Raw genomic sequence first — 13918 nt, 5'->3', positions numbered from 1 at the left:
GTTGGAATGTCATGCTCATTGGCCTTACAGCACTCCGCCTATTTTATTTGCGGTAAGTAGCAGCGAGCACTACTTACCTAAATTGTTGGGTTACCGTTAAAAAGTAACCTTAGATATTCATTAGAATTTCGCTTTTACGCCAAACTCCCATTTAGTGCCCGAACGCGAGTAGTCTGCGATAGTGGTGTCATTACCGCGTGTCATCACTTGTGGCTCATCGGTTAAGTTCAAACCTTTCAGGAAGAAGCTGACGTTAGAGTTCAGTTTGTATTTCGCTGACATGTCTAAGTAAGTCGCATCCTGCACATAGCGGTGTGAGCGATCTGGGAATGGCAGGCTGTTAGGTTGTAAGTACTCTGAACGGTACTTCCATAACAAGCGCACGGTTGTCTTTTCGCCTTCCCAGTAAATAGATGCTGAAGCTACATCTTCAGAGAAACCGAATAAGTTAGCATCTGGCACGATACCTGGGCTTGCTGGTTCGTCAGTTACAAAGTCTGAATCAGCATGGTTCCAGGCGATTTTGGTACCTAAGCCATTGAATGGTTCTGGCAGTTCGACAAAATGTTTTTGTGCCGTAATTTCAAAACCTTTTATGGTGGACTCATCACTTGAGGTTTGTTTTACGATATGGCTGACATCAGGGTATGTGCTGTCCACACCGTCTAGGTTTACCGTAATATCACGCTGTTCCGTAAGTGTTTCATAACCACCCGTGAATGACTTGTAGTAAAGCGCTAGACTGACTGCAGCATCTTCAGAAGGGTAGTACTCAAATGATAAATCGTAGTTATCTGCCGTGTATGGGTCTAAGTGGTTACCATTTGCTTCACCACCGCGGATAACTTCTGAGTAGTCGGTATTGGTATTTGGATCACATACCGTGTCGTCTTCATCTTCACAGGTTTCATAGCTTACACCTGCAGACATTGCATTCATTTGGAAACGAGACATAGAGCGGTATGCGGCAGTACGGATGTAAAGGTCATCTCGTACAACAAACGTTAAATTCAAACTTGGCAGCACTTCGGTGTAATCTGAATCAAGCGTTACACGCTCAATTTCACCCGTTGGGTTAATCACTGAATCCCAAACAATGTCGCCTTCATCTGTCTCGCGAGAGGTGATGTAAACTTTGTCACCCCAGCCATCAGAATGCGTCTCTGTTTTTACAACGCGAACACCAACGTTACCGAACACCGGAATGTCTGCTATTTCCGTATCAATGTTACCCATGATGTAAGCTGCGGTGATTGTTTCCTCTACATCACGGTCACCACCGTCACGGCCATCTTCACGCTCACCAATATCGTAAAAATCGGTGCTCGTTGCGCCAGGTAACTGACCTAACACTTGACCAATAAAACACTTGTGGTCGTAAGTAGCGTATTGAGTGGCATCACCACCTTCACCAGGTTCTTCAACAAACTGAATATCGTTTTCGTGATCGTTAACACAGTTGTTGATAATGCCGTTGATTAACGCTGAGTTTGCTTCTGGGTTGAGTTCGTCCCAGTTGTTATCTTCATTGTCACTTGCGCCGTTGCGCTGTTCACCCGTAGCAATGACGAGTGACACGTCGTTATTGACGTAATCAACCAAGTTCTCAACAGAGTAGCGAACACCTGCTTTGATGCTTGAGAAGTAGTCGTTGTCTAGTTCATATTCACCGCTAAAGTCGACTGCCCAAATATCATCTTCACGCTCTTCGTGAGTACGTCGGTATTCAACATATGCATGATCATCGTGAACAAAGTTACCCATATAGCTCGCATCGAAGGCTTCCCACGACGCAAAACCAGAATCGCCAGGGCCTAAACGATTACTGTCTAACCATGTTAATGTCGGTACATTGCGGCCACGGAAATCTAAAGCGTAGTTATATCGTTCTGTTGAACGGAATTTTGTGCGATGACGTAAACGGTAGCGGTAAGATTTCGAATAAGATAAGTCTAGTGCTAGCGCCAAGCGGTCAGTGGCTTGGTATTCTATTTCTAAACCACCACCGCGATATTCATCTTCTTGGTTTCGGAATTCACCTTGCAATGTTGGGCGCGCTTCGCCCGTTGCATAAAGTAAGGTGTGATCGTCGGAAATAATATGGTCAGCTAAATCATCACGACGCGTATCAAGGGCTAGCTCCATACGCTTTTCTGTGTACTCTAAATCAGAGTACTCGATGTCGGCATTGATATTTAGCTTGTCGTTAGGTACCCACTGGAAGGTAAATACAGCACCGGTACGGATATCTTCATCTTCACCTGTACGCCAGTAAGCGTCATTCGGTACATAGAAAATACTGCTTTGGTCGAAATCTTCCAAGTTAGTATCAACACCGAGTTCAGGTGCTCGGCCTACACGGCCTGCACTAACGCCTTGTTGGCCTGTTGCACAGTTGCTACCGCCAACTAATGGTGTGCCATCAGCTGCGCGCAGGGCACACACCGCCATTTGCGAGCTACCGCCATAGTTTTCTTCAGGGTTCGCTGAATCTGTGTGGTTAAGACCAAGAGTGAAACCCATGTCACCGTAGTCGGTTTCCCATTGTTGAACGGTAGATGCGACTATTTTTCCACCCCACGGAGAGATGTCACCACCTTCCATATCGTTGTAGTATTCGTTATAAATACCTGATACTTGGAAAGTGGTTTGCTCTTCACCGTAGTCTACTGCGCGTAAAGAATTCACATCTATGGTACCTGACGTACCACCTTCTACTAAGTCAGCTTGTTGTGATTTGTAGATGACGACTTTATCGACTAATTCTGATGGGAATTTTTTGAAGTTAACTGCTCGGCCAGGACCGGCATTGGTAATTGTTCGACCATTAAACGTTGAGTAGCCCCAGTAAGAGCCCAAACCACGGATAGAAATTTCGTTCTGGCTGCCTTTTAGACGGTGACCAGAAGCACCTGAAATGTTCTCTATAACATCGGATAACGATAGACCTGGCAATTCACCAAAATCTGCGGCGGCAACAGCATCTACAATCGCAGTGTTGTTTTTCTTTTCTGCCAAAGAACGTGTCATGGTTCTTTGTAAGGCACCGCGAACTTCGATTACTTCTACTTCGTCAGCGTCAACTTTTTGTTCTGCTTCTTGCTCTGCGGTCGCAGGGAAAGCCATCAAGGTAAGTAATGTAGATGCGCACAACAGTTGCTTATACGGCTGTTTTCGGTCGCTGTCCCCGTGGCGTATTGCCCAGCTGACTTTGTTTAACTTGTTAGTAGTAGCCATTGTTTTATCCGATTAATTATAGTTTTTTTATATGTCGATTTAGCCTTATTCAAGCAATACAAAATCGTATTGTCAACCATTTTGGTAAAACAATAATGTGATTGGTTATATTTTTAGTTATTACCAAAAATATTGATGTAGAAGCCTGTTTTTGCTATTAAGTGTTTGAAAAATATATGTAAGTGTTTTTGTTGGTTAGTTGATGTTAAATATCTCTAGAATTTGATGTCTGCGCTACAAGCCTTATGTTTAGTGAACTTTGTAGCATATCCTAAATTTCTTTTAATAAAACCAAAAAGCCTTTTTTGGTTGACCAAAAGGTGTTCTGTGGTGTAAAGATCTTCGTAATGTACTGAGCAGTATTCGCTCATTAACGAGGACTGAGTATGGCGATTTTTCAGATGATAGGGGGCGTTACCTTATATTCTGTGTTCGACATCATAGGTTAGTTGATCGGAATTAGTGATTAGACAAATGGTTAAATATCGACAATGAATTTGCTTACTAGTTTGCTGAACCCCTTAATTATTAAGCTGGACATACGCAGGAAAATGAGGGAAAGAAATCATGCGTTCTTCGTCTCTTTGGTCACGTGTATGGGTTTAATTTTAGTGGGCTGCGGTAGCTCTGCTGGTGGAAACTCACCAGCAACCGATAATATTGGATCGCCAACACAACCGGGGGATTCTCAAACACCTACGACGCCGCCAATTGATATCGCAGACATTAGCTGTGATGTCAGTTACAAACTCGAACTTTCTGATGCGTATTCAACGGGCGAAGACACATCACCTTCTGAAAGTATTGCCGAGTTGATCGATCAAGATAAGACCCACAATTCAAGCTGGACAGCACCCTTGATTGATAACTCGCTTGTTATAAAACTTGCGGCGCCTGCTTTGGTTAAAGAAGCGGTGCTCACATGGGGAGACAATCAGGTATCTCATCATTTCAGTGTCTTTGCTTCTAAAGACAATGAGAACTGGCAATTATTGGTTAACCAAGAGCAAAGCCAAGTGAATGCGTTGATTCCAGATGTAACCGAGTTGACGTCTCTAACAAGTGCAACAGCTAAATACATAAGATTCGATTTAACCGGTACTTCGCTATCACAGCCCAGCGAATTGCTTGAGGTTGAAGTGTTTGGTTGTGAGCAAAATGTTAGTCATGACATTGAATTAGTGGATTGGTACTTGAGTGTACCGACGGATGAAGATAGTAATGGCCGCTCAGATAGCATTAAAGAGCAAGATCTGGCAGCAGGTTACTTCGACCCTAGATTTTTTATGCTTTCTAAAGATGGTGGCATTACGTTTAGTACGTCAGTATCCGGCTATAAAACCTCTACTAATACCAATTATGTGCGTTCTGAACTCAGAGAAATGTTGCGCAGGGGCAATACGAACTTCAGCACACAAGGCGTGAATCAAAACAACTGGGTTTTTTCGTCTGCACCACTATCTGATCAAAACAATGCGGGCGGAATAGATGGTGAAATGTTGGCTGAATTGGCGGTAAACCATGTTACGACTACCGGTGAAGGTTACCAAATTGGGCGGGTGATTATTGGTCAGATACATGCGAATGATGATGAGCCTGTTCGTCTCTACTACCGTAAACTGCCAGACAACGTCAATGGCGCTATATACATAGCGCATGAGCTTCTTGGTGGCGAAGATACCTACTACGAATTAATCGGCAGCCGTGGCAATAGTGCCAGCAATCCGCCAGATGGTATCCCACTTAACGAGCGTTTTAGCTATCGCATATCTGTTGATGCAAACGTGCTTACAGTTGCTATCACTAAAGCTGATGGCAGCGAGGTATCAGAGCAGGTAGACATGTCTGCCAGTGGCTATGATCAAGGCGGGCAATACATGTACTTCAAAGCTGGTACGTATAATCAAAATAACTCGGGTGATCGCCATGACTATGTGCAAGCAACCTTCTATCGAATTGAGAATAGCCACGATGGCTATTCTCCAACCAACTAATAAATATCGAGAACTTATATGAAGCTACAACATTTTCTCGCCGCATTATTCGCGCTATCCACGAGTGTTGCGGCGTATGCAGGCAACACGACACATTATCAGTTTTTTGAGAACCAACTTGGTATTGCATTGCCAACCGAGCTCAAGCAACTGTCAAACAACGCGCTGAATAAACGCTATGGCAAACAATCGGTGCCGCCTTCGTTTGCATTTACTGATGGGGACAACAGTGTCAGTTTTACGTTTACCCAATACCCAACACCGGCAAGCAAGAAAGACATGAATAAAATCCACAAGTCTATTTCAAATATGCTGAGAAAGGCCAGTGGTAAAGCAAGTTGGAAGAAGGACAAGGTTTACACGCGGCTAGGCACCAAAATAGCTGTCTATGAATACGAAACAAAAGGTGTTGGAAAGTATCAATACAACCTTACTTATGCCTTACCAGTAAACGGACAGCTTACCTTTATTTCTTTTATTACCACTGACAAAAAATACAAAAAGAAATGGTTGGCACTTGCGCGAGAAAGCTTAGAAACACTGGAGTTAGAGGAGAGCTAAAAGGATCTTTGTAACACCTTAGGTTGCTGAATTTATTACGCTTTAAGATGCACATGAGACCAAAGAATCAGGCTCTGGAATACCAAAAAAGAAGTAAGTCTCGACAAAGTGGTTGACAAAATGGTTATACAATAAAATACTAAAACGTAAACCAATCTTTGACTTGATTGTTTTACCAGAGACGACAGGATTATAATAATGAAAATACAAATGAACAAAAAAGTTGCAATGGCAGCGATGGTACTCGCCATAGCTGGTTGTGATTCAGATAGTTTGCCAGACAAAAACGGTAATTCATTTGGTCAGCTTGCACTTTCAGGGACACCTTTAGTTGGGGAAACGTTAACGGCCACCGTAACGGATGCTAACGGTGTTGATGGCTCAGCAATCAGTTATACGTGGATGGCAGATGATGCAGAAATTTCTGGCGCATCTGGCAGCACTTTAGTACTGACTGATGCGCAAGTAGGTGCAAGTATTTCAGTGTCAGTTGCTTACACGGATAATGATGACTACGAAGAAAGAATTAAGTCTTCTGGTACATCTGCCGTAGCGGGCGTAGATGTGCCTGCTACATTTAGCGGTTTAACTGCAAGTGTTGCCAACAATGTGACTGAAGCACTAACCGGTATGGTGGTTATTCAAGATGACGACCCAGGCGAGGATATAGCTGAGCCGCAATCTGATGTAGTCACAACGTTCGGTGTATTTTCAATTGATGCGACGGGTGCATGGGTTTATACGCTTGATACGACAAACTCAACAATCTCATCATTAGTGGATGAAAACGATACCGTAACTGACACCATCGCAATTGCGTCGGTAGATGGCACAGCAGCAGAGCTTGTTATTACTATTTTTGGTGCGCCGAATACCGGTGGTGGAGAGCCAACACAAGTTGCCCGTATTACCGATAACATGACCGATGATGCTGGTGAACTTCGTTTGAAACTAGATTCGGCAGTAGCACAAGGTAAGCTTACCGTATCTTTCCTAAAAGAAGATAATGCCGTAACAGCAGATGGTGTAGCCAAAGATGCTTATATTGGTTTGTTTGGCGAATCAACCAGCACCAGTAACGCCATTGTTGACCTTCGTATTCAAGCAGACAAGTTTGTGATTCGTGATAAAGACGATATCGAAGTGACTATTCCATTCATTCCTGATGTGTGGACTGATGTAGAAATGACATGGGATGCTTCTGCTGCATCTGACAGTGTTGCACCATTAGTCACTATTACCATTAACGGTACAAGTGTGACGACAGAAGCATTCTCGTCTGCATCTTCTTCTCTGAGTGATGTAATGACAGGTATGCGCCATGTAATATTTAAACTTGGTGACAATGGCTCGACTATTCCTGATGCGGCCTACTTTGTAGATAACGTAAAACTGTACTCTGATCTAGCAGGTACAGCAGTATTGTTTGAAGATGACTTTGAAAGCTATGCTGACGGCGTCTCTTTAGATACAGATAATGCTGATTCACCATACAACTCAAGTACTGCAGAAACTGTTGTGGATACCATTGATGGTCCTGGTACAGGTGCTGGCGTTCAAAATCCTGATAACCAAGTGGCGCAGATTACCGATAACATGACAGATGATGCTGGTGAACTTCGTTACAAAGCAGATGCCGGCATTCCGCAAGGTAAATTAACGGTCTCTTTCTTCAAGGAAGACAACGCTACTAATGCAGATGGTGTAGCCAAAGATGCTTATATTGGTTTGTTTGGCGAATCAACCAGCACCAGTAACGCCATTGTAGACCTTCGTATTCAAGCAAATAAGTTTGTTATTCGCGACAAAGATGATATTGAAGTGACTATTCCATTTGTGCCAGATGTATGGACAGATGTAGAAATGACGTGGGATGCTTCTGCTGCCTCAGCATCAGTTGCGCCACTGGTAACGGTGACAATTAACGGCACAAGCGTGACGACTGAAGCGTTCTCATCTGCGTCGTCTTCATTAAGTGATGTAATGACAGGTGTTCGCTACGCAATTTTCAAGTTAGGTGATAACAGTTCAACAATTCCAGCAGCAGCGTACTTTGTGGATGACGTGAAGTTATACTCTGATATGGCGGGAACAGCGATTGTATTCGAAGATGACTTTGAAGGATACGCAGAAGGTGACTCATTAGATACGGATAATGCAGCATCGCCTTATAACTCGAATTCTGCTGAAGTAGTTGTGGCAGTTAAAGGTAAGTAGAGTACTGGGTTACTTGATGTATTAATGGCGCGTATTGGTTATCACAGCCGAACGCGCTATTTTTTTATAAAGACCTTCCTATAAAGCGTGATAGCTGCAAGTGAAGTATTCATACCACTGCACTCATTGCGATTAAGAAAGTTTGGAAGAGGTAGAAATGGAGAAGAAGATGCATAAGCTGGTTGCATGCGTTTCATTAGCATTGTTAGCAAGTGCTTGCGCAAGCACGTCGGAAAAGCCTGCAGATAAATTTGATTTATCTCATTGGAAAATAACTGTACCGCTTGATAGTGACGGTAATGGAAAGGCTGATGACATTAATACTAAAGAACTGCAGTCCTATCAGCACCCTGATTTTTTCTATCTAGACAATCAAGGTAACTTAGTATTTACCTCACCAAATAAAGCTGTGACCACACAAACGTCATCAAATACACGCAGTGAATTAAGGCAGATGATTCGAGGCTTAGATACTTCTATCGGCACCAAATCATATGGTAATAATTTCGCGCTTGCTTCACACCCAGATGCAGACTTGTTCAACCAAATAGGCGGTCGATTAGACGCAACACTAAAAGTAAATCATGTTGCTAAAAACGCTAAGCATGCTAAAAAACCTGCTTACTCTGTGGTTGTAGGTCAAATTCACGCAGGTAAAGATAAAGAGTTAATTGCTGAAGGCAATGGCTTTGGATATGGCAATGAACCGATCAAAATTTATTACAAGAAATGGCCTGAGCACAATACAGGTTCTGTCTTTTGGAATTATGAGCGCAACCTTGCCAAAGACGATCCTGACCGCACGGATATCGCTTACCCTGTGTGGGGCAATACTTGGGAAAACCCTGCTGATCCACTGGATGATGGTATCGCGCTTGGTGAAGAGTTCAGCTACACGATTAATGTCGTGGGTAATGTCATGTACCTCACATTTTCGGCGGCAAACAAAGAAACGGTCAACTACCAAATCGACTTATCAAATAATGTCGATGCGTACGGTGAAATTGATAAAAAAGACAACCCCGCAGGCTACACAGGCGACTGGCACTACTTTAAGGCAGGGGCATACAATCAGTGTTCTACTAAAGATGCAGATGGTATTTGGTACGCAGGGTGTTCAGGCACGGGTAATTGGGTGACAGACAAAGCTAATGGTGACTATACGAGCGTGACCTTTTCTGCATTAACACTGAGTCACTCTACTCAACCCTAAGTTGAACAGGCCCAGTTTCTTGACGAACAAGAAGCGGCGGAGAAATAGATGAGTTTTGGTAAAGCCAAAGGTCATCTATTTTAATCAAAATTACACACTGTATTTAATTTTTTCATTCTAACTTGCTGATACTTAATGTATAAATGAAAATAATTCAGCTGTACTGTCTAGCTGGTCAGTAATTTTACTTTGGCCTAACCATATATTCGCTAATTTATCAGTTATTGGTTTTACATGTTGAATATAACCCTTTATTATGTGAGTATTAACTATCATGCATTGGTATAGAGCTAGTGTAGTTCGCCAATATGCGTGAGTAACATCTTAACTATCAGCGTCGGGGTTTAACATGGCATCGAAAAGACTCTTCTGGGGAATTGTTGAGTTAATTGAGGCATCTATTAATTCTGGGGATTATCCTGCTGGAAGTAGGTTGCCGCCAGAGCGTGAACTTGCTAGCAAGTTTAACGTTAGTCGCCCAACCATTCGAGAAGCTATCATAGCTTTAGAAGTGCGTGGTCGCGTTGAAGTAAAAACCAGCTCAGGTGTATATGTCTTAGCATCGTCTAATGCTGAGCACGCTAAACAAAAGATAAACGCGTTTGAAGTAACTCAAGCAAGAGCGCTGGTTGAAGGAGAAGTAGCGGCGCTTGCAGCTACAACCATATCTGATGATGAGTTAGTTGAACTAAATCAAACGCTTGTTGATATGGAAGAAGGCAAAAACATGGACGCAGCGGATAAAAGCTTCCACCGTATTATTGCCAACGCTACCCGCAATGAAGCAATGAAAAACTTAGTACAAAACCTCTGGGATTTGAGAGCATCTTCGATTGAAGTGATCAAAGATTACGACAGCGTGTGTAGCAAAGACAATCAACGAACAATTGCAGAACACAAAGCAATATACAAAGCGCTTAAATTGCGCGATGCCACTAAAGCACGTACTGCAATGCATGAGCATTTCGACCGCCTAATTAATACACTATTCGACGCAGAAGAGACGCGAGCGTTGGAAGAAATTAAGCGTAAAGCCAGTGAGAAGCGCGATCTCTATTCGATCAAGCGACAAGCGTAAATCAAAATACTAAAATCAGCTTTAGATATAAAAAAGGCTAACAACCTGTAGTTGTTAGCCTTTTTTATATCTGTTTTGGCCAAATATGTCCTAATATGTGAATTAAACAAGTTTCATATTGGTCAACCACTTTTCTTGTCGACTAAGGCTAATAAGCCGTTAAAAGCTACTGCAACTCTCTGCTCACATAATTTTCTTTTCTGAACTTCAAATTGAAACAATATGCAATTTCTAAAGTTGTTTCTCAGACCAGCCTTTTTTATTTACCGTTGCACTTTTAAATAGGTTGAGTGAAGGAGCATTTATAACCTGGCTTATATCTAAATCGTTTTTAATATGACAAAAATATTTTCATTTAAAGATACGAAATAGTCAGACTCTCAATTTGTCTTGCCCGCCTTGTCTGACAATGGATTTAGTATTTCTATTGCATTTTATATGTTGTTTGTTTGGCATTATTGTAAGACCAAAAGGGTTTTATTGGTCAAAAATAATTTGAAATTGGTTATTAAATGCCCTATAAAAGATCTCAGTGTTTATGTTTTACAAATAGATTACAAAATTAAACGCTGTTTATTCATCATTGGTCATACCAAAAATATAAAAGTGACTAAGGTAGAAGAAGTAAAGGGGAGACACATACATGCAAAACAAATTATCGAAAATTACGATAGCGATTTTGTCTGCTACTACATTGAATATGTCAATGTCAGCTATTGCGGCAGAAGCAGAGTCGGGATCGAAAGAAGCAACAAACAATGATGTAGAGGTCATTGAAGTTAGAGGTATTCGCGCCTCGCTAGCTAGTGCACTTGCTGAGAAAAAGTCCGCTAACAATCTCAAAGAAGTTATTAACGCTGTTGATATCGGTAAATTACCGGACCAGAATTTAGCGGAAGTACTTGAAAACGTGACTGGTGTTCAAATTACAAGAACCGCAGGTGTAGGTACTGGCGTTCAAATCCGTGGTACTAACGCTAACCGCGTTGAAATTAATGGTGTATCGACAGTTGGTGCAGGCTCAGGTCGAAATGGTATTAGCTTTGAAGATATAAACCCTGCGATTATCTCAGCGGTAGAGGTGACTAAAGCGCCAGAAGCTAAAACAATTGAAGGCTCTGTTGGTGGTACCGTAAACCTCCGTACTATTCGACCGCTGCAACTATCAGAAATGTTAGGCTCTATCAGACTTCAAGCTGAGGATAGTAGCTTGAGCGATGAAGATCTATCTCCGCGTTTATCTGGTGCATTTGGTAATAACTGGGAAACAGATCACGGCAGAATTGGTTTCGTTATCAGCGGTAGTTACACAGAGCAAGAAGCGGTTTCTTTCCGCCCTCGTGCTGACCGTGATAACCTTGCAGATGCTGGCTATCAAGGTATTCAGTTCTTAGTTCAAGAACAAGAAAATGATGACTACGAAACAGTTAACATCGCAACCACATTTGAATGGGAGCCAACTGAAAACCTAAAATTTCATGCCGATGTCGTTATTAATGACCAGGAAAGAAGCCGAGATCAGTACCGACTTCAAGCATCGGGTGTAAGTGCGCTAAAGAATTACCCATCAAGCATCCCATCGCAACTTGAAGAAATTAACTATGGCTATGGTTTGCCTACTTACCAAGCTGCGTTAGTGGGGGTGCTACACCCTGATTTATCCCAAGACGATGATGATCCTAACCTACGTTTCACAACTGAAACGGGTTCTCGTGTCACTGATACGTCTTTGTTTGCTATTGGCGGTGAGTGGCAAGGTGACAATCTCTTTATCAGTGCAGAAATCTCTACATCAGAGTCTGAGTCGTCAAGCCCTACACTAAATACAACGGTTAACTTTATTAACCCAAATTGTCCGCTTGATGGTTCAAGTAATGATAACTGTGTGCCATTCAAATATGACCTATCAGGAAATTCCTTGGCGTTTGGTATCGACTTTGACAATCAATACGCACCTACCGTAGACCAGTTATTGGATCCTAACAACGTAGTACTCGATCAAGTTGACTACGGACGTGATACGAATGACAACGAAGAAAATGCCATTCGCGTAGATTTTAGTTACTACTTAGATGATGTGCCAATGCTTACGTCGGTTGACTGGGGTGTTCGCTACAGTGAAACAGAGCATGAGTTCAGAGACGTCAGCGGTAAAATAGGTGGCTTTAGTAAAATGGTAGACAGTGCAAACGGTTCTGCTTTTGCTGATCTACTTGTTAAAGGTCCATCAAACTACGGCGACGGCGATGACAGAAGTTTGTTTATCAAAAACTTCCTACTTGTTGACCCAGATAAGTCATTCGAAGATGCGCTAGGCGTTTGGAATACCTTAAAAAATGCCACACTAAATCACAACCCAGACGCGAGTATTCGTGAAATTGCTGAAAATGATCAGGGTTACCGAAAAGTTGAAGAAGAAACAACAGCTTTATATGCACAAGCAAATTTTGAATACGATGACTATATTCGCGGTAACATTGGTGTTCGCTATATCGATACCGACGTAACGTCGACAGGTTTCCAAAACGGTGTCTTAGGCTCTACTAAAGGTAGCTATGACTTCGTATTACCTCGTATCAACGTTGTTGTTGATGTAGCAGAAGATGTAATGCTTCGTGTCGGTTACGGTACAGATATTCGTCGCCCTGATTTTGATCAGCTAGGTGTTGGATATTCTTTAGATACTAGTGAAAATGATGCTGTAGACTTAGGTAACCCAGGACTGGAGCCTGAGGAAGTTGATTCATTCGACTTGTCTGTTGAATGGTATTTTGCTGAAGGTGCGCTAGCAAGCATAGGCTACTTCAAGAAAGAACGTACCAATATTTTCGGTACTGATTTTGAAGGTGCACAGCTTTATCCATCCGACACGACGACTGGCGGCTTAGAGCGTGACCAAGTAGGTCCAGTTTGTGAAGACGGTGGTTTCTGGAACCCAATTGCTGAAGCGAACCAATTAGGTGACCCAAGTATTATTGGTATGTGTGTTGACCAAACAATGCCAGGTAATGACCCAGATACTACTGAAGTCGATGGCTTTGAATTTGCCTTCCAGTATGGCCTTTCTGAGTTTGAAGACGAGCTAGGTTGGGCTTCAGGTTTTGGTATTATTGCTAACTACACGACACAAGACTTCTCTGGTGGTTCAGTAGAAGACTGTACGTCAGGCCGTGGTGAAACGGTACTTGGTGAACTTTGTATTGACCGTGGGTTATTAGATTTCTCTGAAAATGCATATAACTTCACTCTGTATTATGAGAAATACGGTTTATCAGCTCGTATGCGCTACACATGGCGTGAAGCGTTCCGTACACAAGACTTTGCAGGTGGTGCAAACTCTAGCGGCTCAAGTACGCTCAGTTTCCCAGTTGTTACGGACGACAGAGGCCAGTTGAATGCCAGCCTTAGTTATGATGTAAATGATCAATTCAATATTGGTATTGAGGCGGTTAACTTAACAGAGGAAAGTATTGAACAATACTGTGTAGCAGAAGATGCGCTGCTATGTTTCGTTGGTCTGCCAGATAGACGCATCACATTCGGTGCAAGCTACAAGTTCTAGCAACGAAAGCCCAAGGATAAAACCTTGGGCTTTTTTCTTTCCTATCCTTCAAATCA

The 13918-nt window shown here is 42.5% G+C and carries 7 protein-coding genes; 6 read left to right on the top strand and 1 reads right to left on the bottom strand.

From position 1 onward, the window contains the following. Window positions 1–120: 120 nt before the first annotated feature. A complete protein-coding gene (locus ACFSJY_RS00920; RefSeq protein WP_386030168.1) occupies window positions 121–3237 on the bottom strand; it encodes a TonB-dependent receptor in 3117 nt (1038 codons plus the stop codon). 596 nt (window positions 3238–3833) lie between these two features. Between ACFSJY_RS00920 and ACFSJY_RS00915 the strand changes: the two genes are divergently transcribed. The 6 genes from ACFSJY_RS00915 (at window position 3834) to ACFSJY_RS00890 (ending at window position 13862) form a co-directional block, all read left to right on the top strand. Further along, window positions 3834–5231, top strand: a complete 1398-nt coding sequence (locus tag ACFSJY_RS00915) for a polysaccharide lyase family 7 protein (protein WP_386030166.1) — start codon at window positions 3834–3836, stop codon at window positions 5229–5231. Window positions 5232–5249: 18 nt separating this feature from the next. Continuing rightward, window positions 5250–5792, top strand: coding sequence for a hypothetical protein (locus tag ACFSJY_RS00910; protein ID WP_386030165.1), 543 nt, complete (start codon window positions 5250–5252; stop codon window positions 5790–5792). A 198-nt stretch (window positions 5793–5990) separates the two neighbouring features. Beyond that, window positions 5991–8009 (top strand): VCBS domain-containing protein, encoded by a 2019-nt coding sequence (locus tag ACFSJY_RS00905; protein WP_386030163.1) that lies wholly within the window; start codon window positions 5991–5993, stop codon window positions 8007–8009. A gap of 169 nt (window positions 8010–8178) precedes the next feature. Continuing rightward, window positions 8179–9222 (top strand): polysaccharide lyase family 7 protein, encoded by a 1044-nt coding sequence (locus ACFSJY_RS00900; protein WP_386030161.1) that lies wholly within the window; start codon window positions 8179–8181, stop codon window positions 9220–9222. 349 nt (window positions 9223–9571) lie between these two features. Beyond that, window positions 9572–10300, top strand: coding sequence for a FadR/GntR family transcriptional regulator (locus tag ACFSJY_RS00895; protein ID WP_386030159.1), 729 nt, complete (start codon window positions 9572–9574; stop codon window positions 10298–10300). A 643-nt stretch (window positions 10301–10943) separates the two neighbouring features. Further along, complete coding sequence (locus ACFSJY_RS00890) at window positions 10944–13862, top strand: TonB-dependent receptor (RefSeq protein ID WP_386030157.1); 2919 nt, start codon at window positions 10944–10946, stop codon at window positions 13860–13862. The last annotated feature ends 56 nt before the right edge of the window (window positions 13863–13918 follow it).

The sequence above is a fragment of the Thalassotalea euphylliae genome (assembly GCF_042682785.1).
Classification (GTDB): domain Bacteria; phylum Pseudomonadota; class Gammaproteobacteria; order Enterobacterales; family Alteromonadaceae; genus Thalassotalea_F; species Thalassotalea_F euphylliae.
Note: the sequence above shows the minus strand (reverse complement) of the source record. Positions and strands in the feature narration are given on the sequence as shown.